24 protein-coding genes are annotated in these 24,948 nt (G+C 73.5%); 12 read left to right on the forward strand and 12 right to left on the reverse strand.

Annotated elements, in window-relative coordinates; all coding sequences use genetic code 11:
- Nucleotides 1-13: 13 nt before the first annotated feature.
- The 3 genes from A3CE_RS0141105 to A3CE_RS0141115 form a co-directional block, all read right to left on the reverse strand.
- Nucleotides 14-2,434, reverse strand: coding sequence for a sensor histidine kinase (locus tag A3CE_RS0141105; protein WP_020645942.1), 2,421 nt, complete (start codon nucleotides 2,432-2,434; stop codon nucleotides 14-16).
- Between the two features lie 348 nt (nucleotides 2,435-2,782).
- The gene (locus tag A3CE_RS0141110) at nucleotides 2,783-4,000 is read right to left on the reverse strand and encodes a kynureninase (RefSeq protein ID WP_020645943.1); all 1,218 of its coding nucleotides are present in this window, start codon (nucleotides 3,998-4,000) and stop codon (nucleotides 2,783-2,785) included.
- A gap of 12 nt (nucleotides 4,001-4,012) precedes the next feature.
- Nucleotides 4,013-4,384, reverse strand: a complete 372-nt coding sequence (locus A3CE_RS0141115; protein WP_043792997.1) for a DUF5997 family protein — start codon at nucleotides 4,382-4,384, stop codon at nucleotides 4,013-4,015.
- A 42-nt stretch (nucleotides 4,385-4,426) separates the two neighbouring features.
- Here A3CE_RS0141115 and A3CE_RS0141120 point away from each other — a divergent pair, with 42 nt between their 5' ends.
- Nucleotides 4,427-5,119: a LysR substrate-binding domain-containing protein gene (locus A3CE_RS0141120; RefSeq protein WP_020645945.1), complete on the forward strand. Its 693-nt coding sequence runs from the start codon at nucleotides 4,427-4,429 to the stop codon at nucleotides 5,117-5,119.
- A 3-nt stretch (nucleotides 5,120-5,122) separates the two neighbouring features.
- On the opposite strand, the gene A3CE_RS0141125 is transcribed toward A3CE_RS0141120, so the two are convergent.
- Nucleotides 5,123-5,404, reverse strand: coding sequence for an early set domain-containing protein (locus A3CE_RS0141125; protein ID WP_020645946.1), 282 nt, complete (start codon nucleotides 5,402-5,404; stop codon nucleotides 5,123-5,125).
- A 207-nt stretch (nucleotides 5,405-5,611) separates the two neighbouring features.
- On the opposite strand from A3CE_RS0141125, the gene A3CE_RS0141130 reads away from it, so the two are divergent.
- Both A3CE_RS0141130 and A3CE_RS0141135 read left to right on the forward strand, forming a co-directional pair.
- Nucleotides 5,612-6,127 (forward strand): hypothetical protein, encoded by a 516-nt coding sequence (locus A3CE_RS0141130; RefSeq protein ID WP_026469355.1) that lies wholly within the window; start codon nucleotides 5,612-5,614, stop codon nucleotides 6,125-6,127.
- 73 nt (nucleotides 6,128-6,200) lie between these two features.
- Entirely contained in the window at nucleotides 6,201-6,410 is a 210-nt protein-coding gene (locus A3CE_RS0141135) for a hypothetical protein (protein ID WP_020645949.1), read from the forward strand.
- Nucleotides 6,411-6,607: 197 nt separating this feature from the next.
- Here the strand turns inward: A3CE_RS0141135 and A3CE_RS0141140 are convergent, their stop codons facing one another.
- The gene (locus A3CE_RS0141140) at nucleotides 6,608-7,606 is read right to left on the reverse strand and encodes a hypothetical protein (protein WP_020645950.1); all 999 of its coding nucleotides are present in this window, start codon (nucleotides 7,604-7,606) and stop codon (nucleotides 6,608-6,610) included.
- Nucleotides 7,607-7,793: 187 nt separating this feature from the next.
- On the opposite strand from A3CE_RS0141140, the gene A3CE_RS0141145 reads away from it, so the two are divergent.
- The gene (locus A3CE_RS0141145; protein WP_020645951.1) at nucleotides 7,794-8,753 is read left to right on the forward strand and encodes a hypothetical protein; all 960 of its coding nucleotides are present in this window, start codon (nucleotides 7,794-7,796) and stop codon (nucleotides 8,751-8,753) included.
- A 4-nt stretch (nucleotides 8,754-8,757) separates the two neighbouring features.
- On the opposite strand, the gene A3CE_RS53750 is transcribed toward A3CE_RS0141145, so the two are convergent.
- From A3CE_RS53750 to A3CE_RS0141180, 7 genes are read right to left on the reverse strand one after another with little or no spacing between them, the layout of a single operon-like run.
- Nucleotides 8,758-10,350: a CATRA conflict system CASPASE/TPR repeat-associated protein gene (locus A3CE_RS53750; protein ID WP_125591890.1), complete on the reverse strand. Its 1,593-nt coding sequence runs from the start codon at nucleotides 10,348-10,350 to the stop codon at nucleotides 8,758-8,760.
- A complete protein-coding gene (locus A3CE_RS0141155; RefSeq protein WP_020645953.1) occupies nucleotides 10,331-10,648 on the reverse strand; it encodes a CATRA system-associated protein in 318 nt (105 codons plus the stop codon). Before A3CE_RS0141155 ends, A3CE_RS53750 begins: the two co-directional genes overlap by 20 nt.
- A 14-nt stretch (nucleotides 10,649-10,662) precedes the next feature.
- Nucleotides 10,663-11,160: a hypothetical protein gene (locus tag A3CE_RS53755; protein ID WP_026469356.1), complete on the reverse strand. Its 498-nt coding sequence runs from the start codon at nucleotides 11,158-11,160 to the stop codon at nucleotides 10,663-10,665.
- Nucleotides 11,157-12,251, reverse strand: a complete 1,095-nt coding sequence (locus A3CE_RS0141165; protein WP_020645954.1) for a hypothetical protein — start codon at nucleotides 12,249-12,251, stop codon at nucleotides 11,157-11,159. The genes A3CE_RS53755 and A3CE_RS0141165 overlap by 4 nt, the downstream gene beginning before the upstream one ends.
- Complete coding sequence (locus A3CE_RS0141170; RefSeq protein WP_125591892.1) at nucleotides 12,248-14,008, reverse strand: hypothetical protein; 1,761 nt, start codon at nucleotides 14,006-14,008, stop codon at nucleotides 12,248-12,250. Before A3CE_RS0141170 ends, A3CE_RS0141165 begins: the two co-directional genes overlap by 4 nt.
- Nucleotides 14,001-15,083, reverse strand: coding sequence for a hypothetical protein (locus tag A3CE_RS52365; RefSeq protein WP_020645955.1), 1,083 nt, complete (start codon nucleotides 15,081-15,083; stop codon nucleotides 14,001-14,003). The genes A3CE_RS0141170 and A3CE_RS52365 overlap by 8 nt, the downstream gene beginning before the upstream one ends.
- The gene (locus A3CE_RS0141180; protein WP_020645956.1) at nucleotides 15,080-16,060 is read right to left on the reverse strand and encodes a protein kinase family protein; all 981 of its coding nucleotides are present in this window, start codon (nucleotides 16,058-16,060) and stop codon (nucleotides 15,080-15,082) included. The genes A3CE_RS52365 and A3CE_RS0141180 overlap by 4 nt, the downstream gene beginning before the upstream one ends.
- Nucleotides 16,061-16,271: 211 nt before the next feature.
- Here A3CE_RS0141180 and A3CE_RS0141185 point away from each other — a divergent pair, with 211 nt between their 5' ends.
- The 8 genes from A3CE_RS0141185 to A3CE_RS52375 are packed head-to-tail and all read left to right on the forward strand — an operon-like array spanning nucleotide 16,272 to nucleotide 24,948.
- Complete coding sequence (locus tag A3CE_RS0141185) at nucleotides 16,272-17,120, forward strand: CHAT domain-containing protein (RefSeq protein ID WP_020645957.1); 849 nt, start codon at nucleotides 16,272-16,274, stop codon at nucleotides 17,118-17,120.
- A 26-nt stretch (nucleotides 17,121-17,146) separates the two neighbouring features.
- Nucleotides 17,147-17,746, forward strand: a complete 600-nt coding sequence (locus A3CE_RS56955) for a hypothetical protein (protein ID WP_125591894.1) — start codon at nucleotides 17,147-17,149, stop codon at nucleotides 17,744-17,746.
- The gene (locus A3CE_RS52370) at nucleotides 17,743-18,747 is read left to right on the forward strand and encodes a ThiF family adenylyltransferase (protein ID WP_020645959.1); all 1,005 of its coding nucleotides are present in this window, start codon (nucleotides 17,743-17,745) and stop codon (nucleotides 18,745-18,747) included. Before A3CE_RS56955 ends, A3CE_RS52370 begins: the two co-directional genes overlap by 4 nt.
- Nucleotides 18,744-20,186 (forward strand): effector-associated domain EAD1-containing protein, encoded by a 1,443-nt coding sequence (locus tag A3CE_RS0141200; RefSeq protein WP_020645960.1) that lies wholly within the window; start codon nucleotides 18,744-18,746, stop codon nucleotides 20,184-20,186. The genes A3CE_RS52370 and A3CE_RS0141200 overlap by 4 nt, the downstream gene beginning before the upstream one ends.
- Nucleotides 20,183-21,208 carry a JAB N-terminal domain-containing protein gene (locus A3CE_RS56960; protein WP_020645961.1) on the forward strand — a complete coding sequence of 342 codons (1,026 nt, stop codon included), beginning with the start codon at nucleotides 20,183-20,185 and terminating at the stop codon, nucleotides 21,206-21,208. The genes A3CE_RS0141200 and A3CE_RS56960 overlap by 4 nt, the downstream gene beginning before the upstream one ends.
- On the forward strand, nucleotides 21,159-22,007 hold the full coding sequence (locus tag A3CE_RS0141210) for a hypothetical protein (protein ID WP_020645962.1): 849 nt from the start codon (nucleotides 21,159-21,161) through the stop codon (nucleotides 22,005-22,007). The genes A3CE_RS56960 and A3CE_RS0141210 overlap by 50 nt, the downstream gene beginning before the upstream one ends.
- Nucleotides 22,004-23,803 (forward strand): ATP-binding protein, encoded by a 1,800-nt coding sequence (locus A3CE_RS0141215; RefSeq protein WP_020645963.1) that lies wholly within the window; start codon nucleotides 22,004-22,006, stop codon nucleotides 23,801-23,803. The genes A3CE_RS0141210 and A3CE_RS0141215 overlap by 4 nt, the downstream gene beginning before the upstream one ends.
- Nucleotides 23,800-24,948, forward strand: a complete 1,149-nt coding sequence (locus A3CE_RS52375) for an AAA family ATPase (RefSeq protein ID WP_020645964.1) — start codon at nucleotides 23,800-23,802, stop codon at nucleotides 24,946-24,948. The genes A3CE_RS0141215 and A3CE_RS52375 overlap by 4 nt, the downstream gene beginning before the upstream one ends.

Consider the following 24,948-nt stretch of genomic DNA (forward strand, 5'->3'; position numbering starts at 1 on the left):
GTGCTGTCGCGGATTACGAGTCGTCGTCCGGCCCGCGGCGCCCGCGGCGGGTGCCCTTGTGGAACGCCGCGAGCGTGCGCGCGGTGCCTTCGCCCGGCGCCACGACCTCGTCGGCGCTTTCGTCGGGTTCGGTCTCGAGCTGGGCGACGAGGTTCTGCTGGGGCTCACGCCGGGGCAGCCGGGGCCGGTCGTCGGTCGGCTGGTTCTTTGCGGCGTTCGCGGCGTCGGCCGGGTCGGCGGCGAGAGCCGGCTCCGGCGTCGCCGCCGGCACGGAGGGCAGCGCGTCGGGCGGCGTGAGGGCGCGTGCCGGGTACGGCCGGGGCTTGGTGTCTCGTTTCATCGGGATCTGGCCGCTGAACGAGCTGGGGGTGTCCATCGTGCGGAGCGAGCTTTCTGCTGCCTGCGGCGCGGGGCCGCCTACCGGGGCGAGGACCGCGGTGTCCTCCGCGGGCGTGGAACCGGTGTCGTCGGCCTGGTCGCCGTCCTGGCCGGCCAGGTGCTGAGTCGGGATGAGGACGGTGGCGCGGAGGCCGCCGTAGCGGGACGGGTCGAAGGTGACGGTGATGCCGAGCCGGGCCGCCAGGCGCGCGACCACGAACAGGCCGAGGCTGGAGTCGGCCCGCAGGGCCATCGCGTCGAACTCGGGCGCCTCGGCCATCATCGCGTTGGCCCAGTCGCGGACGCCGTCCTTCATGCCGAGCCCCTGGTCCGACACGTCGACGACGACGCCGCGCGCGACCCGGCGGCTGGTCACCTCGACCGGCGAGCCGGGCGGCGAGAACGACGTCGCGTTGTCGACCAGCTCGGCGACGAGGTGGATCGTGTCGGCCACCGCGGCGCCGAGGATCGCGACGTCGGGCACCTGCTCGACCTGGACCCGCGCGTACTGCTCGGTCTCGGAGACGGCCGCGCGCAGCACCTCCATCAGCGGCACCGGCTTGCGCCAGCGACGGCCGGGCTGCTTGCCGCCGAGGATGATCAGGTTTTCGGTGGTGCGGCGAGCACGGGCCGCGAGGTGGTCGAGCTGGAACAGCGACGCCAGCTGCGTCGAGTCGTCCTCGCGGGCTTCCATCTCGTCGAGGATCTGCAGCTGCTGGTGGACCAGGACCTGGTTGCGGTGCGCGATGCCGAGGAAGACGTTGTGCACGCCGCTGCGGGCCTTGGCCTCGCTCGCCGCGGCGTTGACGGCGGTCAGCTGGGCGACGTTGAACGCCTCGGCCACCTGGCCGATCTCGTCCCGGCCGTGGTCCAGCTGCGGCAGCTCTTCCTTGAGGTCGACGGCTTCGCCGCTCTTCAGCCGCTCCACGATGTTCGGCAGCCGGTTGCGGGCGAGGTCGAGCGAGTCGTTGCGCAGCCGGGCGAGGCGCGTCATCAGCGCGCGGTCGACGAGCGAGCGGGACACCCGCACCGCCACGATGATCGCCGCCAGCGACGCGAGCAGCGCCACGATGCTGCCGATGATCACGTTGCGCAGCTGGGCGTCGCCGGAGTCGATCGCGGCCGCGGAAACCTTGTCCGCCTGGGTGATGGCGAGATCGTTGAGGCCCTGGGCGACCTGGGTCGTCGCGTTCTCCCAGTCCGTTTCGGACACCGGCACGGTGTTCTGCTCGCCGGAGGACCACGGGCCGCGCTTCACCAGCGCCTGTTCGGCGGTCGCCAGCTGCCGCCAAGCCGTGCCGCCGGTCAGCGCCCGGTACTTGTCGCGGACCCCCGGGTCGAGGAACGGCGCGATCTGCCCCAGCTGGGTCCGGTAGAGCCCGGACAGCTGCGCGAACTGCGCGAAGTCGTCGGGCGCGAACGTCCCGGACGAGAACGCCGTCGAGGCGAGCGACGTTTCGCGCGACATCATGTCACCGGCGCGGAACACCGAGGTCGCCGTGATGCCACCGGTCGCCGCTTCGGCGTCGGGCACGACGCGAGCCTGGGTGTCGAACAGGTTGGACGCCGTGTCCATCACGCCGTTGTAGTAGCTGTTGACCTGCGCGCGGTCGATGCTGCGGAAGCTGATCTGCGAGCGCAGCACGGGCAGCTGGTCGAACTGCGACTTCAGCGCGTTGACCTTGGACGCGATCTCGTCGGGCGCGGTGGAGATGGTCGCGGCGAAGGCGTCCTTCAGCGCGGCGAGCTTTTCGTCGGTCGCCCGTTGCTGCTGCTGGAGCCGCGCCGGGCCCTGCGCCGGGTCGTCCAGGTACTGCAGCGCGGTCTGGCGTTCCTTCTGGAACTCGGCCAGCGCGGTGGCGGCGGGGATCGACACCTCGCGCACGGAAGCGGCTACCAACCGGACGTAAACGCCATTGAAGAGGAAGTAAGAGGAGACCGCGATCCACAGCACCAGCAGCGTCACGCTGGGAATGAGAACGGTCCTGGTCAGCCTTTTGCGGATCGACTTGTCGTACGGCTTGTCCGACTCGTCCCTGGGGTCTTTGTTCAGCACGGCGGTTCACGAACTCCTGAGTGACGGTCGGCGAGAAAAGGGGACCCGGACGAGGAGGTTGACACGATGATGGGATGCAGCGGCCGCCGTCACCCGTCTTCGCCTCACCCTCCGTGTTGCCGCGGAATCGATCAGGGTGCGTTTTTTACCACGAACCCGTGGAGGGCTGTGGCTTTGACCCGGTTGGCGGACAGTCGTCCGGCGCGCGGCGAACGGCGTTTACTCAGTGCACCGGGGTGATCACCGGCATTTCCTCTGGTAGCAGGCCCAGGACACATTTCGACATCATGCACGCTGGTCCGAATGGGTGAAAATGAAATGGCACTCGCCGCGCGTTGGCGGTGGCGATCAGCCCGCGAGTTCCCGCACTCGCGCCATGGCCTGCCGGACTTCGGCGAAGCCGGTGGTGAGCGGGCTCAGCCCGATCCGGATGCCGTCGGGACGGCGGAAGTCGATGAGCACGCCGTTCTCGATGAGCACGCGCGAGAGCCGTTCGGCGTCCGGGTGCCGCAGGGTGACGTGGCCGCCGCGCCGGTCGTCGTCGCGGGGTGAGGCGATCGTGAACCCGAGCGGGACGAGCCACGCGTCGGCGAGGGCGAGCACCCACCGGCCCAGTGCGACGGCCTTGGCCCGCACGCGGTCGATCCCCGCTTCGGCCAGCAGCGCGACCCCCTCCTGGACGCCCACCATGCCGAGCACCGGCGGGGTGCCCGACAGCGCCCGCCGGATCCCCGGCGCGGGCTCGTAGCGCGGCGCCATGGCGAAGGTGTCGGCCGCGCCCATCCAGCCGGTGATGGGCTGGCCGAACGCCTCGTGGTGCCGCGCGTTCACGTAGAGGAAGGCCGGCGCGCCGGGCCCGGCGTTGAGGAACTTGTACGTGCAGCCGACGGCGAAGTCGGCGCCCGCCGCGTCCAGTTCGACCGGGAGCACGCCGGCGCTGTGGCAGAGGTCCCAGACGACGAGGCCGCCGCGATCGTGCGTCTCCCGCGTGATGGCGGCCAGGTCCGCGATCGCCGCCGACCGGTAGTCCACATGGGACAGAACGACCGCGGCGGTCCGCCGCCGGGTGGCCGCGGTGACGTCCTCGGGCCGGACCCCGGTCAGCGGGTCGGTCTCGATCCACCGGAGGGTCAGGCCGAGTTCGGCGGCGACGCTCTCCACGAGGAACCGGTCGGTGGGGAAGTTCGCGGTGTCCGTGACGATCTCGTCGCGCCCCGGCCGGAGCGCGACGGCCGCCCGGAGCGTCTTGTACAGGCACACGGACGTCGAATCGGCGACGATCGTCTGCCCGGGCGCGGCCCCGAGCGCGACGCGCCCCAGCTCGTCCCCGATCTCCTCCGGCAGCGCGAGCCAGCGTTCTTCCCACGACCGGATGAGCCGGGAGCCCCACTCTTCGGCGACGAGGGCCTGAAGCCGCTCGGCGGTGGCCCGCAACGGGCGGCCCAGGGAGTTCCCGTCGAGGTAGGCGATCACGCTCGCGTCGGTGATCGGGACGAACCGGTCGCGGAACGCGGCGAGCTCGTCGGTGGTGTCGAGCCGTTTCGCCGCTTCGGGCGAGAGGTCCATGACCGGCCCGGCTCAGTCGTGCTTTTCCTTGACCCGCACCGTTTCCTTGCGCACCTCGGCCTGGGTGGCGCGTTCCCGCACCAGCCAGTCGGGGTTTTCCGCCTTCAGCGCGTCGATCTGCTCGGTGGTGAGCGGCTCGGAGATGCCGCCGCGGGTGAGGCCGCCGATGGAGACGCCCAGCTTCGCCGCGACCACCGGCCGCGGGTGCGGGCCCGTGCGGCGCAGCTCCCGCAGCCACTCCGGCGGGTCGGCCTGCAGCGCGTTCAGCTCGTCGCGCGTCACGACACCCTCCTGGAACTCCGCGGGGGTGGCTTCGAGGTACACACCCAGCTTCTTCGCCGCCGTCGCGGGCTTCATGGTCTGGGCGGTCTTGTGCGACGTCATGCCGTCCAGGGTAGCCAGCGTCACTCCCGGTAACCTGACCCGGTGACCTCTTTCAAGCTCGCCTACGTCCCGGGCGCGACCCCCGCCAAGTGGGTGCGGACCTGGGGCGAGCGGGTGCCGGAGGTGCCGCTGGTGCTCGTCCCGGTCGCCGCCGCCGACGCGGCGGGCCTGCTGCGTGAGCGTGCCGCCGACGCGGCGCTGCTGCGCTCGCCGATCGACCGCGACGGCCTCCACGCGATCCCGCTCTACACCGAGACGTCGGTGGTCGTGGTGGCCAAGGACCACCTGATCGCGGCGGCGGACGAGGTGTCGGCAGCGGACCTCGCGGACGACGTGGTGCTGCACCCCCTCGACGACACGCTGGAGTGGCCTCGGCTACCAGGCCGAGCGGCGGTTTCGCGGCCCGAGACGACGGCGGACGCCATCGAGCTGGTCGCGGCCGGGGCCGGCGTCCTCGTCGTCCCGCAGTCGCTCGCCCGGCTGCACCACCGCCGCGACCTCACCTACCGGCCGGTCGCGGACGCGCCGCAGTCGAGCGTCGCGCTGTCGTGGCTGGAGGAGGAGACGACGGACCTGATGGAGCAGTTCATCGGGATCGTCCGCGGCCGCACGGTCAACAGCACGCGCGGCCGCTCGCCGCAGCCCGCGGTGAAACGTCCCGAGCGGCAGCCGCGCAAGCCCGCGGCGCCGAAGCCGGCCCGCCAAGGCGGGGGCAAGCGGCGCCGCCGCGGCTGAACGTCAGCAGGTCGCGCAGACGCAGTTGCCGTCGGCGCGGTCGGGCAGGTCGGGGTCGTCGAACCAGAGGCCGTCCTCCCCGAGGTAGCGGAACTGGAGCACGGTGCCCGGGGCGACGTCGACCGACGCCGAGCGGCGGCCGTTGGACCGCGGGGTGAGGTGGTGGCGGCCGGGCGTCCAGTCGTTGAACGAACCCACGACGCTCACCCGTCCGGGCGGCGCTCCGGCCGGGAGGCTGAACGTGACGCGCGGGGTGCCGGCCCGGCTCTTGCTGATCTTGATCACGGGGGTGCTGGCCTTTCGCGGAACGGTCGGGGAGGGTGTGCTCGGCACTGAGCGCGGACATGATGACACAGCTGTGACGATTCGGTCACGTGCAGTGCCCGATGGGGGGACGGCGCCGCTCAACGGTTCGCCACCGACCGGGTGGTCCTGCCGCGAACCATGATCATCTTGCTGCCGGACGTGCGCTCAGGTGCGAGACTGACAGCCGTGACTGTCACCGTTGATCGTCATGTCGAGGATCCGTGTGCCTGGCTCGCCGCCGTCGCTCACGAGCTCGCCGGCCTCCACCCGGCGGACACGCGAGCGGTGCTCCTGACGGTGTGGGACGGGCTGGTCGCCGCCCGGCTGGGCGGCCTGCACGCCGCCGCGGTTTCGTCCCGGTGGTGCGCCCGGCAGCTGCACGCCGAAGCGGTGGAGTTCGACCTCGCCGCGCAGCTGGCCCGCAACTGCACCGTCGGCACCGGCCTGGCCATTCCGGCCCGGCTGCCCGGAGCTGCCGTCGCCTGGCCCGTCGAGCGGGCCGACGCCGCGGTCGCCGCGATCGTTTCCTGCTGCGGCACGGCGGAAGCGGTGCTGCGCCGGGCGGGCGAGCTGACTCCGGTGTGGGAGGACAGCCTGCTCGGGCCGGTCGCGCTGACCCGGCGGCTCGCGGACAGCTGGACGGGCCGCCACCCCGGCCGCCCGCTGCGGCTCCCGGTGCCCCCGCCGGCGTGGTGGCGCTGATCGTCGTGGGGCGGCGTGTCCGTCAGGTGAAGGCTGGGCCGGCGGACGCCGTCCCCGGGCGAGAGGAGGCCGGGTGACCGAACCAGCGGCCCCGCGCACGAGACTTCCGCACGCGACCCGCGCGGCGGTGCGCGCGCTCCTGCTGGCCGAGCTGGTGGCCGCGGGAATGCGCGCACGCGCCGCGGGCTGCCCGCCCGAGGTACTGGCGGCGGTCTTCGACGCCCGCCGGAGGTCGGCGGCCGGCGACGGCCGCGCCGGGGAACCGGCGGGCGACCGCGGCTAGTGTTGCGCGTCCGAGGTTCGTCGATAGCGCGGCAGCGCGGGCGAGCGTCCTGAATGACTCACTCAGGTCTTCGGAGGTCCTGAATGAGTCATTCAAGACCTTTGGTCCGGGCTGTCGAGCTCGCCGGGGCTGAGCGAGCGCCTTGACTCCAGCGGTCCGAGCGTCAAACAACCTGCGACGCGCGACACGCGGGCTGGTCAGCGGCCGAGGATGGCCAGGGCCGTGGCCACGATCTCCGCCAGCCGGGTCTCGTCGGCCAGTGCCGCGGCCAGCCAGTCGTCGTGGGGCGAGCCGTGGTCCGGCCGTCGTCCCGGCTCGTCCGCGCCGAAGACCAGCCGGACCACCGCCGTCACCGCGGCCAGGGGAGCTTCGCCGCGGTTCAGGCGGGCTTCGATCGCGTGCAGTGCCTGCTCGGCCAGCCCCGTCAGCCGGGTGTCCTCGGCTTCCTGCGGGCCGGCCAGGTCCAGTGCCGGGAGCTCGGCCGCGTTGTCCGCCGGCATCGGCGCGACCGGTGCCTGCTTGTGCCCCAGCGGGCGCTCGACGTGCTCGGCGTGCCACTTCGGCCGGGTGCGCATCGCGGCCAGGACCGTCCGCACCTCGCGGTCGAGGGTCTCCCGGCCGGCCACCGGCTCGCCGGTGACCTCCGCGCGCCGCGCCGCCCAGCCGTCCAGCGGCCACAGCTCGGCGCCCGCGGTCGAGGGCACCCCGGCCCAGACCAGGACCTGCACGGCCAGGTCGCCCAGCCACCGGTCGCCGCCGAGGGCGTCGGCCAGCCAGGCCGGCAGGCGCGGTCGTTGCAGGGCCCCGATTTCGCCGCGCCGCCGCCGGTGCGCGTCGACCGTCGCCGGGGTGAGGCGGGTCGCCAGCCAGCCCTCCAGGTTCTCGATCGGGTCGGTCGCGCGCCGCAGCGCGTGCTCCACCACCGCTTCCACGTCGTCGTGGAAGCGGTCGAGGCAGTCGGGCCGCATCGACTCGAGGCGTCTCGTGCAGTCCGGGTGGCGGCGCTGCTGTTCCAGTGGTTTCGTGATCCGCGCGAAGACCAGGGGCCACGCCACGGTGTAGACCGCCCCGCGCAACCGGGCGAGCCGGCCGGGCGGAGCGGACGAGGCCGAGCTGGCGAGCAGGCCGTCGCGCGCCAGCCGGCGGAGCACCGCGACGTCGGCCTGCTCGTTCGGCGGGAGCGTGCTGGGGAGCAACTTTCCTCCGGATGCCGTCATAACTGCACCGACGGGGGAATGGTCGGTCAGCCGGGGAAGCGGAAAAGGCCCGTGGCGGGCCGATTTTCCGCGGAACTGGCCAGTCACTGGCCACCCCGGAATCACCTGATCGGCCCAACCGCTTCCGCCGATCGCCCGGAAGTCCGCGTGTCACAATCGAAATCCCATGGCAGAAGACGACGGACTGATCCGGGAACTGACCACTTTGCGGCGGGGCTGGGGCTTGGAAACCGAAAAGCTACGCGGCCGGCTGGGGCCGCTCGTCTCCGGCTGGTGCGAGCTCCACCGCACGACCAGCGACCGCGAAGCGAGACGGGTCCTGCGGGAAGCCATCGCGGCCGCGATGGCGGACTTCCCGGCCGACGACCGCCTGGCGGTCAACGTCGCGCTGGCCATCACCCCCGACGCGCGGCACGCCCGGCTCAGCGACCGGGTCGGGGTCCTCGCACACCAGCTGAGCATCTCGGAACGCACAGCGCGCCGCCGGATCGACCGGGCGTTCGCCCGGCTCGCCGCCGAGATCGAGGCGGGCACCCGGCCCGGCGAGGCGGTGCCCGACCCGGACAAGGGCTGGTTCGTCAAGCGGCTCAAGGCCCTCGTGCGGCTGGACACCGACGAACCGGAGCTGATCGAAGAGCGGGTGATCGTGGCGACCCGCGACGGCCTGAGCCGGATCTCCGCCCGGTTCACCGTGCCCCGCACCGAAGACGGCGGGGAAGGCGAACGGGACGTGGTCGCGGACGCCCAGCACGGCGTCCGGATCGGCGCCTCGAAGCGGGAGGGCCAGCGGCACTTCCGCTGGCTGCTCGACCTGCCGCGGCCACTGGCCCGCGGCGACAGCCACACCTTCTCCCTGGTGTTCCGCGTCCGCGACGGCAGGCCGATCCGGACGTCGTACGCGTTCGTGCCGCTGGTGACGTGCGAGTCGTTCACGGTCCGGGTCCGCTTCCACCCGCACCGGCTGCCGCGGGCGGTGTGGCGGCTGGACCGGGTGCCGCAGTCGGTGCTCGCCGACCCGGCCCAGCCGGGCGCGACGCTGCCGCTGGACGGCGCCTGCGAAGTGGCCCAGGACTTCGTGGGCCCGCAGCTGGGCTTTGCCTACGGCGTGCGGTGGCTGGCTTCGTGAACCGTCAGCCCGCGGTCCAGAGCCAGGCCTGCGCGGAGAAGGACTTCACCGTGACGTCGTGGCGGTGGAACTGCCCGGGGTCGAGCCCGGGGTAGCCGTCGCCGACGACGTAGCCGTAGAGCTGGTCGGAAACCAGGGCGGCGAGGCCGAGGTCGTCGCGCTCGGCCAGCGTCCCCCGCAGGAGCTCGCTGTCCAGCAGCCGGTTGACCTCGATGACCGTCTGGCCGCGGAAGCCGAGCGCGGCCAGGCCGAATGGGCCGATCGCGACGGCCAGCCGCAGCCGGAGACGTTCCGCGTGCCGGGCGTTGTCGGCCGCCAGCCGCGTGTGCCACGAGTTCAGCAGCCGCGGCAGTGCCTCGTGCACCGGGCAGCCGTCGGGCAGGAAGACGATCAGCCCGTCGCCGGTGCCCTGGTGGTCGGTTTCTTCGGGCGGGACACCCAGATCGGCGAGGACCTCTTCGGACAGCGCGGCCAGGCGCCGCTGCAGGGCTTCGCGGCGCGGCGCGGGGCGCTTGCTGAAGCCGACGATGTCGAGCGCGTACCCGAGCCGGACAGTCAGCGTCCCGGCCCGCTTCGCCGGCGCCGGGGAAGCGGCCGGAACCGCGGCCACCGCCTGGACGACCTGCTCGGCCCGGCGCAGCGCATTGTCCACATAGGACGCCGAATCGGCGAGGCGGTCGGCCAGCCACGTGGTCCGGCGCAGGTCCGCGGCCAGCGGTGAGCCGAGGACGGTGGTCAGGTTGGCCGCGCAGATCTCCACCGTGCGCGCCATGTCCCGCAGCCGCGTGGCGGCGATCGCCGCCTGCGCCCGGTCACGCGCGAGCTCGTCGAGGCCGGCTCGCTGCCCGGGATCGGCGCCGAGTGCCTCGACGGCCTCGTCGAGCCGGGTCCGCAGCTCTTCGACGCGGTCCTGGCCGGCCTGCCAGACCCGGCTCTGGTACCGGATCTTCGCGACCTGGGCGAGGTAACGCGGCAGGGGCGGCAGCACGACGTCGCCGCGGCTCCACGTCCAGGCGCTCAGTTCGGCGTCGCGCCCCGCCGGGGCGAGCACGACCAGCCGCTGCTCGATCGGCGCGTCGAAAGGTGGGGAAAAGTCCCAGACGGTGAAGCCGCCGGGCCGCCGTTCACCCGGTTCCGGGCACTCCGCCCAGCCGTCGAGCGCGGCCGCGAGTTCGGCGGGTGACGCGACTTCGTCTACGTGTTTCGCTTGGTGGAGCAGGCAGGTGCCGAGCAGGTCGCCGGTCGATCCGGCGGCCAGCGTCGCCCACCGGCGCCCGGCCTGGCGCCAGCCGGCGCCCGGCCCGGTGAACACCAGCGAGAAGACCAGCACGTCCTGCACCCGGCGCACGATCGCCTGCCGGTCACCGCCGGGGTTTTCCTGCCCCGCCACGGCGTTCTCCGCGTTGCCCGGCTCCGGCGGCCGTTCCGGCAGGCCGGTCGGCAGCCCGGGCACCGGCAGCGGTTCGGTGGTGCCGAGCAGGGACCGGCAGCGGGTCCAGACGCGGCCGAGCTGGTCGTAGGCGGCCGCCACCGACGGCCCGGTGAGCGGCGCGAACGCGTGGACGACGAGCTCCGGCTCAACGAGTTCCGGTGGCACGGCGGTCACCTCCGTCGCCGAGCAGGGCGTGCACGAGCAGCGCGATCCGCTCGCGCACCGGCGGCGGCGCCGGCACGGCGGGCTCCGCGCCGATGGGCGTCACCCGGGAGGGCTCGGCGAGCAGCAGCCGGTCGACGGCCGCGCGGGCGTCGCCGGTTTCCTTGTACCGCACCGCGTCGGTGAGTACGCCGAGGTCGCGCGTCACCGCGTCCCATTGGGCCGGTGCGAGTGTCCACAAAGGAATTTCGGCGAGCACGTCGAGCGCGTCGGCGGTGGTGGCCGGGTCGAGGACGGTCACGGGAGCACCTCGCTTCACGCGAAGAGGAACACGACGAAGTCGAGCGAGTCGGCGCGCGAGCCCGCCTTCCAGTAGCCCTTGCCGGTCGCTCGCTGGAACGGCGCCGAACCGGCGCGCAGCAGGTCGATCACCGAGTTCGCGCGGCCGGTCGCGACGCCGATGGCGCTCTGCGGGCCCGCCGCGAACACCAGGACGACGCCGACCCGCGGCTGCGGGCCGGTGCCGGCGAGCACCGCCTCGACGTCGCGGCGCACCTGGTCGCCGTCCAGGTGGGCGAGGTCGGCGGGGACGGTGAACTCGACCGGGTCGGGCCGCAGCACCGGTGGCGCCTTCGGCGGCGTCGTCGTGGTCGGGGGCGTGGTGGTCGGCGTCGGCTTCGGCGGCGGGCTGGACGGCAGCGGCGCGGCCGCCGGCATCGTGCTCAGGCCGACGAGGAACAGCACCAGGAACAGGTCGGCCAGGAGCCAGCCCGCCAGCAGGGCCAGCCGCATCGGGTCGCGGCGGGCGGTCACCGGTGCTCACCCGGCGGCCCGGCGTTGCCCAGCGGCAGCACGCTGTCGTAGACCGCGGGCGGGCTGTCCAGGCGGTCGAGTGCGTACCGCAGCCGTTCGACGAGCTCGCTGAGCGACTCGGTGCGCTCCCGGAACACCTCGAGCGTCTCGCCGAGCCGTTCGGCCGAGCGCGCCACCTCCTGCGCGATTTCCCGGTGGCTCTGGGCTTCGGCTTCCGACTTCTGCGTCGCGGCTTCCAGCTGTCCCACCAGGACGCCGATGCGCTCCTGCAGGCCCCGGCTGTCCGCGTGCATGGCCTTCTGCAGCTCCTCCAACGTCTTGACGGCTTCCGCGGGCGTGGCCAGCGCCTCGGTGGTGCGCCGCAGCTCCCGCGCGGTCGCCGTCCACTCGTCGATCGCCTCGTGCAGGCGGCTGCCGGGTCCGCTGTCGACCGCTTCGGTGATCTGCCGGGTCGTCTTCTCCAGCGCGGACGCGAGCGCGGTGCTCGCCGTGCCGAGCCGCGGGGCCAGCCGGGACAGGTCCTTCGCGGTCACCGGTGGCCCGGCCGAACCGGCGGAGGTCAGCAGGGTGGCCACGGCCAGCAGCCCGCCGAGCTCTTCGCGCTCGTTCTGCCGCGACAGCGACGACGGGACGCGGTGCGCGGCGTGGACGCCGAGCGTCAGGCCGATCACGAAGAGCACCGTGAGCGCCACGACCCGCGCCGACTCGCCGAGTGGCGTGACGGCGCCGCCGAACCCGCGTTGCCAGCCGAGGAGGAACGATTCGCCGCCGCCCGCCGTCTGGTAGGCCTCGAGCGCCGAACGCAGCTGCCACCAGGTCACCGCGACGGGGACGAAGACGAGCACGTCGCGAAAGATCTCGGTGCCCCGCAGGATGCGCTGCCACCGCGGGGTTTCCCGACGGTGGTCGGGGAGCAGCACCTCGGGCGGGTACGCCCGGACCAGGTCGACGCCGGCGAGGTCGCCGGGGCTCGAAGCCAGCACCTGGGCCAGGCGGACCAGCGCGTCCTGCCCGGGGCCGGGCGCGGCGCGGTCGGCGAGCGCCGCCAGCCGATCGGCGACGTGCTCACGGCTCGGGATGGCTGTGGTCACCAGGTCCTCCTGCCCGCCGCGGAGCCTCGCGGACCGGCGACGTCGTTGCTCTGGAAGTACAGGGCGGCGATGCGCTGCTCGGCGAGGCGCCGCGCGCGGCCGCGGCCGGCGGCCAGCCAGAGCGCGCGCAGCAGGGCCGGGGCCGGGTCGGGGCCGAGGCGCTCCAGGACCTCCGCCATCGTCCGGGCCCGCGTGGCCGACTTGCCGAGCACGATCTCCACCAGCGCGGCGAAGTGGCGGACGGCAGGCTCCTGGTCGACCGGGGCGAGCCGGGTCACCGCCTGCACCAGCCCGTGCCGGTTCAGGAATACGTCGAGGGCGTCCCGCCGGTCGCGGGAGCTCTCCTTGCGCTCGGTGAGCACGGCCAGGACGTGCGTGGCGACCTCGGGTTCGATGTCGTCGGTGCGGTCCAGCCAGTGCAGCAGGTTCGCCGCCGGGATCTCCTCGACGCCGTGGGCGAGGGCGAGCCTGCCGCCGTGGCTCAGGCCGCCGAACCGGCCGACCGCGCGCAGGAACCCGGTGAGGCCCGCGGTGCCGGTCGGCAGCAGGCCCTCCTGCCCGAGCACGCTGACGATCAGCGGCTCGTCGAAGACGAGACCGGTCTCGTCCAGCCGGGTTTCCGGGGCGAGCCGGCCGGTGGCGACCCGGACGGCGAGCTCGCGGACCGCGCGGCGGGCCAGGTCCTCCGCCGTCTTCGTCCCCGCTTGTGCGCGCGCCGCCCGCACCAGGGTGCTGTCCGGCAGCCTGCCGACCGCGGCGACCAGGTGCTCGTCGATCCGGCCGGAGACGACCACCTGCTGCTCGGTGTCGCTGAGGCCGCCGTCGATCATGCGCCGGAGCAGATCCGCCGCGTCGGCGAGCACCCCCGGCGCGTACTGGACGCTCTTCGCCCACACCGCGACGCTTTTGGGACCCGACAGCGGTTCCGGCGGCCGCAGCCGCGCGACGCCGTCGACCCCGGACCGCAGGTACCGGGCCACGATCGCCGCGACCACCGGGCTCGCCGCGGCGGGCGCGGCTGCCGCCGTGTCCAGCCGGACCCGGCGGCGCGCCGAACCGCGCGTCGAGAACTGGTTGTGGGCCAGGAAGACGACGCGGGGCAGGCCCGCCGCGGTGTCCGCGGCCTCGTGCGTGGCGAAGGTCCACGGCCGGCCGGGCTCCTCGCCGAGGATATCGGCGAGGGCGCACACCAGCTCCAGCGGCGGCGCGGCGGCGGCGGTCACGGTGAGGTCGTCGACCGGGTTCTCCAGCACCGCGCCGAGCAGGCAGGTGAGCGCCTCCGGGGGCAGCTGTGCGACGCGCTCGCGGAGCTGGTACAGCCCGTATTCGGCCCACCGCCCCAGTTCCGGGCCGTCGAGCACCGGCAGCACGCCGTCCTCGGGCAGTTCCGCCGCGTCCCCGGCCCAGCCCTCCCAGTAGGTCAGGCCGAGCGCCTCCGGGGTCGTCAGCGCGCGGCAGGTCAGCACGTGCGCGAGCGTCGACCCGGCGCGGCCTTCGTCGTCGGCCACCGGGATCTTCCGCAGCAGGGCGTACTGCTCGCCCGCGGCGAAGAAGACGAACCCGTGCTGGGGTTCGGTTTCGCCGTCGTCGCCGGTGGCCCAGACCAGCTTGCCTAGGCGCCCGTCCCAGACCCGCAGCGCCTCGGCGTCCAGTGACGTCGCCACCGGCCCCACCCCGCGCTTGCCGGTCAGCGAGCGCGGGGACCAGCGGTAGACGATCTGGTCGATCGTCCCGTGCCGCGTCAGCTGTTCAGTCATCCCGGCCACCGTCCACTCCGGCCTCGGCGTGGCCGGCCACGCCCTTCATGGCGAGCAGGGCCAGCAGCGGCTTGAGCACCCGCCGCTGGCGGAAGGTCAGTGCCGGGAAGCGCCCGTCCTCGGCCTGGGTGCCGGTCGCCGACGCGAAGTGCAGCGTCGAGTCCAGGCACTGCTCGGCCGGGGCGAGCCAGCCCGTCGCGCCGCGGGCGGAGAGGTACGCGTAGACGTCCCGGCTTTCGGCTTCGAGCGTGCTCAGGTCGAACTCCTCGTCCCCGTCGTGGTCCAGCCAGCGGCGCACCAGCTCGGACCGGAACCGCAGCCGGTCGGCCTTGACCACGACCGACGCCGACGGGATCGGCAGGAACGGCCGGTGCCGCGGGTTGCGGATCCGCTGCAGCTTGCCGAGCGAGACGTCGAAGGCGTTGTCCCGGGTGGCGGCGGCGTCCGGGCGGACCAGCCGGGGCACGGCCTCGGGGTCGATGACGAACAGCAGCGCGTTCACCGCGCCGATGAACGAGACGCCGGGGTCGACGTCCTCCAGGACCTCGCCGGCGACGTCGAAGAAGGTCAGCGCGCAGCGGCGGCCGGTCAGGTCGTTGGTGACGCGGAAGGCGTCGGTGAACTCGATCTGCTCCCGCGGCGTGGGCCGCAGCTCCCGGCCCGCCATGAACGGCTGCACGACGTCCCGCATGTACTGGTTGTGGACGCGCAGGTCCAGCGGGTCGACCCGGAGGCCGAGCCGCTTCAGCTGCGCGGACCCGGCCAGCAGCCGCCCGATCATGGCGGCGAGGAGGTGACTCTTGCCCGCGGCGCTCGCGCCGATCACCCCGACCACGATGCGGTCGTCGTACTCGCCGTAGTCATAGGGCAGGTAGTGCGTGGTGCCGTCACCGGTGCAGACGCGGTAGGCGGCGGTGAGCCGCATCCGCCGGGCCGATTCGCTTTCCCCGGGCCGGGGCAGGAACGGCGTCGCCTCCCCGGCGTCGTCCAGGGCGACCACCCTGGCCCGCGCCCAGTCGAGCCGGTGCAGGCAGATCGGGCATTCCACCCGGGCGGAGCGGCGGCGCCCGATCACAGGGCCGCCACCACGACCACGACGATCAGGGCGGCCACGAGCAGCAATCCGGTCAGCAGCGCCGGAAAAGACGACGGCGGCGCGGCGTCGGGCCGGCGCGGCAGGCTCTGCCGGAACGCGCGCTGCTCGTGCCGGAGCCGCTCGAAGTTCCGCCGTGCCTCGACTTCCCGCTCGGGCATCGGCGACGCGGAACCGGCGCGCGTCACCGGGTCGGGCAGCCGGCGGCGGCGCAGCAGCTCGCGGGCTTCCGGCACCTTGCGCGGGTCGGCGGAGAAGACGTTCTCCAGCAGCACCCGCAGCGGGGTGTCCTGCAGGTCAAGCCGCTCGGCGGCTTCGGCGGGCCCGGCCACGGCCTCCCCGGTGTAGAGCCGGTAGACCACCAGCCCCGCGGCGGCGACGTCGTCGGCCGGGTGGGCGGGCGTGGCGGGCCGCGGCGGGCAGCAGGAGCACGGCGGCCGGGGGCCGCCGGCCAGCGTGGCGTGCTCGAAGTCGGTGAGCTGCAGGCCCTTGCCGTCCCAGCGGAGCGTGTCGAAGCCGATGCGGCCGTGCACGATCCGGGTCATCGCCAGGTAGCGCAGGATGCGCAGCAGGTCGTCGACGACCGGGCCGGTCCGCGCCGGGTCCCAGGGCAGGTCGCTTTCCCAGTGGCGCAGCGGTTCCCCGCGGCAGGTGGCGACCAGGAACGGCGGCGCGTGGTCGGGGTTGTGCCCGACCAGCCGGGTCAGCTGCGCCGGATAACGGGTGTCGGTCAGCCGCCCGGTGAGCCGGTCGAGCATCGTGATCTCGCGCCGCAGCGCCTCGCCGGCCCCGGCGCGGTCGAGGGCCTCCTTGACGACGATCGGTTCGTTGAGCCGGTCGTGCGCGCGGCGCGCGCAGGCGAGCCCACCCAGCACGCGGTGCCCCTCGAACTCGACGTCATACGGTTGGTAACCCCGGCCGATGTGCCCGGCGATGATCAGCTGGAGCCGTTCGGTCATCCATGCCCCTCGTGAATCGTGACTCGCGCACCGTAGGTCGGAATACCCGGCCCGACGATCCCTACTGCTCAGTAGTCTCCGAACGGACGAGTGTTTCCTAACGTTCCGGTCGTCCTGTCCGTCAGTTGTAACGCGCATCCTCCGACGACCGATTGGACACCACGTCAATGACCGTTTTCGCGTTCTGGCGCGCGCTGATTCGGGACGGGGAGTGGTCGGCCTGACCTACGACGAACTGCGGCGGGAAGGCGCTTTCTCGTTGCTCGGAAACCTCTTCCCGGACCAGGCGAAGGCGCGTGGCCTGCTGGAGGACGCCGGAGTCGGGATCGGGGCCGTGCCGCCGATGGCGCCGTCGGCCCCGGCCGAGTACTGGCGCACGGTCTGTCGGGAAATTGCCGACGGACGGCATCCGACGACCCTGGAAAAACTGCTGGACGCGGCCATCGGCTGGTATCCGGCGAGCGCCGAACTGAAAGCATTGCGCGGGCGCGGCCGGGCCACCTCCACGCTTCGCGTCCTCTGTTTGCTCGCCTCGCCCGCCGATACGTCGCGAATTCGGCTGGAAGTCGAACACCGCGTTCTCCAGGAGATCGCGCGCACGAGCCCGCGGCTCGAGGTGACCGTCCTCCCGGCCACCCGGACCCGCGACATCGTGCCCGGCCTGCTGCGCGCCAAGCCCGACATCCTGCACTTCGCCGGCCACGGCACCGCCGAGGGCGAACTGGTCTTCGAGGACGACCGCGGCTTCGCCCGCCCGGTGTCGGCGCAGGTGCTGGCCGAGGTGCTCGACGTCGTTCCGCCGCTGCTGTGCGTGGTGCTGAACTCCTGCTACACCGGGGCCTACGCCGACGTCCTGGCCGGCCGCGCGGAAGCCGTCACCGGCTCGCGGGTGCCGCTCGGCGACCGCTGCGCGATCGCGTTCACCGAAGGCTTCTACACCGGGCTCGCCGGCGGCGAGGAGCTCGACGTCGCCTACCGGGCCGGCCTGGCCCAGATGCGGCTTTCGCGGTGCGACACCGGCAAGATGTGCTTCCGGTCCGGCGCCGGGCGGGCCGTGTGACCGAACCGCGTGTGACCGAAGCGCGTGTGAACGAACCGCGAGAGGACCTGGCGGGCCTCACCCCGGACGAGCTGTTCGACCGCGGCCGCCAGCACGGCATGGACCGGACGAACAGCGGCGCCGACGGCCCGGCGGTCACCACGGCCGCGTCGTTCTGGGTCGCCGAAGGGGGCAGCCGGGTGTGCCCGGTGTGCCGGCACACCTTCCGCATCGGCGAGCGGGTGTGGGTGGACCACGCGGTGGCCGGGAAGCCGGCCCGCGTCGTGCACGCGAGCCGGGAACTGCCGTGTCACGGCGAAACCGTCGAAGGCGGCACGGACGACCCGGAACTGGCCGCGCGGTTCTTCGCCGCCGTCGACGCGAGCAACCCGCTCAAGGGCGGTGTCCGGCTGAAGGCGGACTCGCCGCAGGTGGCCAAGCTCGTCCACCGCGTGAAGTGCGCCGGCTGCGGGCATTCCCTGCGGCCGCTGGAGGTCATCGTGTTCTGCCCCTGTGACCCGGAGAAACCGCGCTGCCGGCTGGCCGTGCACAACGACCGGGCCCGCGGCGTCAGCTGTTTCGACGAGTGGCTGACCGGCCGTCCGCTCGAGCACTGCCCGATGAGCTACCGCAAGAGGAAGCCGTGACGCGCTACCGACGGCACGCGGAGATTCCCGGCTGGCACCAGGACGCGCTCACCGAGGCGACGGCTGTCGTGATCGGCGTCGGCGCGCTCGGCACGGAGACCGCGCGGCTGCTGGCCCAGGCCGGTGTCGGCAGGCTCGTGCTGTGCGACCCGGACGACGTCGACGAGTCGAACCTCAGCCGGGGCGCGCTGTTCACGCCCGCCGACGTCGGCAGGCCCAAGGCCGAGGCCGCGGCGGCGGCGCTGACCGCGCTCGTGCCCGGCCTCCGGGCCGAGGCCCGGCACGCCGAGCTGTCGGCCGGGGTCGGCCTCGCCGAACTGCGGTCCGCCGACCTCGTCCTGAGCTGCCTGGACAGCATCGCGGCCCGGGTGAGCCTGACCCGGCGGTGCACCCTCGTCGGTGCCGGGCTGCTCGACGCGGGCACGCACCCGTGGGGCGGCGAGGTCCGCCACTACGTCCCGGGCGGCGCCTGCTTCGGGTGCGGCCTCACCCCGGCCGAGCGGGAGACCGCGGACGACCCGTGGAGCTGCGCGCGGCCGGTGGCGGCGGCGAGCCACGGCGCGTCGGCCCCGGTGTCCGCGCTGACCGCGGCCTGGCTCACGACCACGGCGTTGAGAGTCCTTTTCGGACTCCCGGAACCGGCCGGGATCACCCGGGTCGAACCGGTGTCCGGCACGGCGTACCGGCTGGCGGCCGAGCGCGACCCGGACTGCCCGCTGCACGAGCGGATCGCGCCGGGGTCGGTCAGCCGCACCCCGGTCGCCGCCGGCGGCCGGGTCGGCGAGCTGCTCGCCCTGGTGGCGGCCGACGAGATCGCGCTGGGCTGGAACCCGTTCGGCACTCCGCTGCCGACCACGATCCGCCTGCGGGACGCCGCCCCGGACGCCACCCTCGCGAGCCTGCGGGTCGCCCCGCGGGAGCTGATCCCCGTCGTCGTCCCGGGTGACCCGGCCCGGACGCGTTATCTGGAGCTGGCCGCCGAAGGAGAAGGAAACCGATGAAAGAACTGGCGGCGGCACTGGCGCAGTGCTTCCGGGACGAGCAGGGCGCCCGCTCGTTCCTGACCGAGATGGGCTACCCCGTCGACCGGCTCCAGCCGTTCGGCAGCGCGCGGCAGTTCTGGGCGGAGGTCGTCTCCGAGCTGGAGCTGGGCATCCTGGCCGACGGCATCCCGACGATCGTGGTCGCCGCCGCCGAGTGGTATCCCGGCCACGCGGTGCTCCAGGAGCTGGCGGCGAAGCAGGCCGCGGTCGACGAAGCCCGGGACGCCCCGGCAGGCCGCTCGGCGGAACCGCCGGTGGAGGAGGACGGCGACTGCTTCGCGATCCTCGCGATCAACACGACCCAGCACGCGGAGTTCCTCGACGTCGTGCGGTCGGTCGCCGACCCGGACGCGGAGCTGCTGTACGCGACGCGCCAGATCTCCGCGGTCCGGATCCAGGACCCGGGCGCGAGCGCGGGCCAGGTGGCCGCCCGGATCGAGGAGGAGCTGGCCGCGCGGCAGATCAGCGCGGACGTGAGCTACGCCAACTACGCCTTCCGGCCGTACCTGCTGGCCAGCCTGGTGGTCTACGGCCCCGACGGCGCGCCGTACGAGCTGCGCGGGGTGCCGGCCAGCACGCCGGTGCGGGACATCCCGTTCGCGGTGCTCAACCACTACGACGACGAGGCCGTGCGCAACCGGCGTGGCCAGTTCATGGAGACCACCGTCGACCTGGTCGACGAGGACGGCACGCCGCACCGGCTCGACCCGAACCGCAGCCTGCACGAGAACGGCGTCACCGACGGCGCGTCCATGCGGGTCGGCGCCCGGGCGACGGCGGGCAGCGGCGTCGGCCAGACGATGGAGTGGTTCGACCGGGCCCGGGCGCAGATCGACCTGTTCGCCCAGCGGCACGAAGAGTTCACGGTCACCAAAACCGACGATCCCGACCTGCCGACGCTGTTCGAGATCGAGATCCGGTCGCCGGGGTTCGCCCCGCCGCCGGAGGCCGGGGCGGAACCGGTCCTGATCGACCGCCACCGGCTGCGGATCATGCTGACCCGGGAGTTCCCGCGGCGGGCGCCCGCGGTGCAGTGGCGGTCGGAGGTCTTCCACCCCAACATCGTCCCGGCCTGGCGGGGCGATGTGCCCAAGGGCGCGGTGTGCCTCGGCCCGCTGATGGACGCCTACCGCCCCGACCTCGACTTCGCCGTGCTGTGCCAGCTGCTCGTGGACATGGCGGGCTACCGCAACTACGAAGCCCGGACGCTGGGCCGCTGGGAAGAGACCGAGGGGTACGTCAACATTCCCGCGGCCACCTGGGCCCGGTCCGAGCACGGGCAGGAACGGATCCTGGCCATCGGCGGCATCCCGTTGCCGCCGCCGGACGACGACCCCGGCGGTGCGGCCGGCCGGCCGATCCCGCTGTGGGTCGAACCGTGGGGAGCCGGCGAATGACCGCGGAGATCGTGCTCTACAAGGGAACGAACCAGACGTACTTCGGCCGGCTGTCGATGGACCCGATCCTGCGGGAGCTGCTGAGCAGGCACGTGGACACGAGCGACCCGAAGATCCGGTTCGCGCTGGTGTTCCACCGGGCGGCGGAGGCGGTGGCCGACGGCTCGCAGCTGGTCAACCTGCTGCCGACGGTGACCGAGGTCGACGTCGTGATGCTGCGGGGCAGCAAGATGGTGGCGCGGACCCGGGGTTCGGTCGCCGAGCTGTTCGGCCCGGTGATCCAGCGGCTGGTCGGGCGGATCGACCCCGACGAGGACAGCTGGGCGTTCCGGATCAGCCACCCGGTGCTCGACGGCTCGGGCGAGCAGCGGCGCCCGCCGAAGGTCGAGGGGGCGATCGACGTCGACCTCGACACCGCGCGGCCGCTGCCGTTCAGCGTGAGCAGGCTCGACGAACCGGGCATGGAGACCGTCGACCCGGCGGAGCTGGGCCTCGACCCGGCGGAGCTGAGCACGATCAACGTGCTGCTGCCGGCGCGGGCGCGGCGGATGCTGGTCGCCGACCTGCCGCTGTCGCGCCAGGTCGAGGAGGGCGGGTTCTTCCTCGGCCGGATCCGGACCGTCGACGGGGACGTCCCGCGCTACCTCGTCGAGATCACCGACGTCACCCCGGCCGAGGGATCCGGGGCGGGCAGCGGGCACTTCACCTTCACCAGCGACTCGTTCAGCGCGGTGAACCGGCTGCTGGCCGAGCGCGGCAAGGACGAGGTGCTGGCCGGCTGGTACCACACGCACCTGTTCTCCGCGACGCGCCGGATGGGACTGTCCGATGTGGACGTCGACACGCACTTCTCCACCTTCCGGCGGCCGTGGCAGGTCGCGGGGCTGCTCAACCTGACCGACGACGAACGCGTCCTGCGCTGCTACGGCCGTGTGGCGGACGCGATGAAGGAATGCAAGCTATGGGTGTGCGATGACGGCGACCGATACCGCGGCGCGGGTACTCGGCTGGAGCGCGAGTGAGCCGTCGGCGCCCCTGCCACGGGGTGACTTGACCGGCGCCGCGGGGCTGGCCGATCCGGGCCGGGACGTCACCGCGGCGGCCGCGCGGCTGGCCGCGGTGACCGCGGCCCGGCTGCGGCTGCCGTCCCCGCCGCTGGGCGACCGCGGCCCGGTGGGGCCGGGACCGGTCCTGCTGGCGGCGGTGATCGGCGCGCGGACGCGGCCGCGTGAGGCCCTCGCCGTGGCGGCGGCGGTGCCGCGCGCGGGCTCGGCGTTCGACCGGCTGGCGCGCCACGGCGTGGTGGCCCCGGCGGTGGCGCGGCTGACCGGCCCGCTGCGCGCGGCCGTACTCGACGCCTCTCCGCTCACCGGCCTGTTCGGCACGCCGTCCCGTGCCGGCGAGCCCGCGGCGGAAGAGGAACTGGAACGCCTGCTCGCGCACGCGGACGGGCGGACGCTCGCCGCGGTGGAGCTCGCCGGGGTCCCGGCCGACGCGGCCCAGGCCCGCTGGCGCGGTGACCTGCTGGACGGGTTCCGGCTCGCGGACCGCGCGTTCGTGCTCGACGTCTACGAGAAGGCGTTGCGGTTCCACGGCGCGGAACACCGCGAGCGGCTCGCCGAGGCGGTCCGCGACAACGGGGAGCTGGCCGAGGCGACGGCGGCGTGGTGGCGTCCCCTCGCCGCGCTGGAGCGCTCACACCGGCAGCTGCTGCGGGCCCGCCCGGGTCTCGTCGGCTATCCGGCCGGGATCGACTTCGCGCGTCGCCGGGCCCGGCTGGCCGCGATGGTCCGCGAAGCGTTCGAGAGGAGGCGGTCATGAGCACGGGAATCCGGCTGCGGCTGGAGATCCGCGGTCCCACGGACCGGATCGAGTTCCTCGGGACGGCCCGGGACAAGCCGCTGGGCGAGGCGCTGCGGGACTCGCCGTGCCGTCCGCTCGACCCCGTGCCCGGCACCTGGGCGGACCTGCCGATCGGGGACTTCGACTTCGAGTTCGTCCTCGCCGCACCACCCCCGGAGGGCACTCCGCTCGCCGGGCCGCGGACCCGGGAGCACCCGGAGACACTCACCGAGGAACAGGCGACCCGGCTCGCCTACGGCGCCGAAGTCGCCGATGCCGCGTCCTTGCTGCGGGCCGGGCAGTCGGTGCTCGTGGTGTGCGACAAGATCGTCGTCCCGTACCTGGCCGAGCACGTCGTGCTCCAGGCGGGGCGCGAGCCGCGGCTGCTCGAAGCGGGCGGGCCCGAGGACACCGACGGCGACGCCTCGCCGGGCGCGCTGGGCATGGGCGGCGGTGCGCAGCAGAGCCTGCGGCAGCGGCTGCTCAACCAGCTGCGCGGCATCCTGCGCGAGCTGAAGGACGGCCAGGTGCTCGTCGTCCCGCACCTCGACCTTCTCGGCGGAGGCCAGGACGCGGCCCTGCCGAACGAGGCCCGCGAGCTCATCGAACTGCTCTACAGCGCCGGCGACGTCGTGCTGCTCGGATTCGTCGACCCGTCGCTGCCGCTGCCGGAGGTGCTGGCCGCGCGGTTCAGCACCCGGCTCGCGCTGGAAGGCACGCCGCGCCAGGTGCCGATCCCGGGCACCGGTGAGCATCAGCCGATCCAGAAGGCGCTGATCACCCGCGACGAGGCCGCGCACTTCGCCGGGCTCGACGACACCGACATGTACAAGTTCCTCGCCGGGCTGAACCCGGTGCGGCTGCGGCACGCGCTGCGCTATGCGTTGCAGCGCTACGAAGGCCGCGTCGACGCGACCGTCAACGACCTGCGCGACACCATCCGCACCTTCAAGGCCCAGCAGTCGTCGAACTTCGAGATCCCCGACGTCCAGTGGGAGGACATCGGCGGCTACGAAGAGGTGAAGGAGGCACTGGCCCGGACGCTGGACACGATGGACCGCAGCCGCACGCTCCCGCAGGAGGACGAGCACCTGCGCGGCGAGCTGACCCCGCGCGGGTTCATCTTCCACGGCGAACCGGGCACCGGGAAGACGTTGTTCGCCAAGGCGATCGCGAACAAGTTCAACGCCACCATCCAGATCGTCTCCGGCCCGGAGGTCACCAACAAGTACGTCGGGGAAGGGGAACGCCGGATCCGCGAGCTGTTCGCGGAGGGCCGCCGCAACGCGCCGTCGGTGATCGTGTTCGACGAGATCGACTCGATCGCCGCACGGCGCACCGGCGGCGACGACGGCGGCAGCCGGGCCGGCAACGCGATGGTCGCGCAGATCCTCACCGAGATGGACGGCTTCCGCCCGGACGTCCAGCTGCTGGTGGTCGGCACGACCAACCGGCTGTCGCTGATCGACCCGGCGCTGCTGCGGCCCGCCCGGTTCGTGGGGTTCCACATCGGGCTCCCGGACGCCCAGGCCCGCCGCGGCATCATCCAGGTGCACGCGCGCCGGTACCGGGTCTCCGTCGACGGCGTCCTCGAAGCCCTGACGCACGCGACCGACGGCTGGAACGGCGACCAGATCCGCGCCCTGTTCCGCGATGCCTACGTCGGGGAGAAGTTCGACGACCGGCCAGCGGACGCCTACCAGCTCGGCGAGCTCGTCGGGCAGCACCTCACGGCACGGCGGCAGCGGCTGGCCGCGGAACGGCGGGAAGCATGAGCTGGCCGGAAGCCACCGAGAAGCTCGTCCACCGGCTCGACGCGATCCGGCAGACCCTCGAGGCGCGGTTCGTCGCCCGCACCGAGGCGGTCCGGCTGCTCCTGCTGGCCGCCGTGTGCCGCGAGCACCTGCTGCTGCTCGGCCCGCCGGGCACCGCCAAGACCGAGCTGATCACCCGGTTCGCCGAGCTGATCGACGCCCGCCACTTCCGCTACCTGCTGACGCGGTTCACCGAGCCCGCGGAGATCTTCGGGCCGCTGGACTTCCAGCGCTTCCGCGCGGGCGAGTACCACGTGCGCACCAGCGGGATGCTGCCCGAGGCGAACGTGGTGTTCCTCGACGAGGTGTTCCACGGCAGCAGCGCGATCCTCAACACGCTGCTCACCGTGCTCAACGAACGGCGGTTCGACAACGGCTCGCAGACCACGGTGACCCCGCTGGTCAGCCTGTTCGGCGCGGCCGCCGAACTGCCGGACGATCCGGCGCTCGCCGCGTTCGCCGACCGGTTCCTGCTGCGGCTGCGGGTGGCGCCGGTCGCGCGGCTGCGGCTGCCGGAGCTGCTGGACCGCGGCTGGACCCAGGAGCAGGAGGCGCTCGCCGGCCGGCACCGGGCGGAGCAGGCGGTGCTCCGGATCGCCGAGCTCGAGCAGCTCACCCCGCAGCTGCGGCACGTCGAGCTCGGCCGGGTCCGCGGGCCGTACGGCGAGATCATCGCCGAGCTCGCCGCCCAGGGCGTCGTGCTGTCGGACCGGCGGATCGTGCGCGGGCAGAAGCTGATCGCGGGCGCCGCGCTGCTGCGGCTGGCCGAGGTCGCCGACGTCCCGGATCTCTGGCCGCTGCGGTACCTGTGGGCAGGCAGCGAGGACGCGCGCGTCCTCGAAGAGGTCCTCGACGAGCGGCTCGGCAGCGAAGTCGTCGCCGAGCCGAAGGTGCGTTCGGCGCTGAGCCTGGTGGAGCTGGCCCGCCAGCGCGTCGGGCGGCTCGAGGCGGCGGCGGGCGACAACTCGATCTTGAGCACGCTGTATTCGCTCAACACGGATGTTCTCCAGGTGCTGCAACGGCATCACCCGGGGGAACACGACACCATCGACGAGGTGCGCCGGCTCATCGCCGGCGTCACCCAGCGGCTGAACGGACGGGGCTGA

This window comes from Amycolatopsis balhimycina FH 1894, from assembly GCF_000384295.1.
Taxonomy (GTDB): Bacteria; Actinomycetota; Actinomycetes; order Mycobacteriales; family Pseudonocardiaceae; genus Amycolatopsis; species Amycolatopsis balhimycina.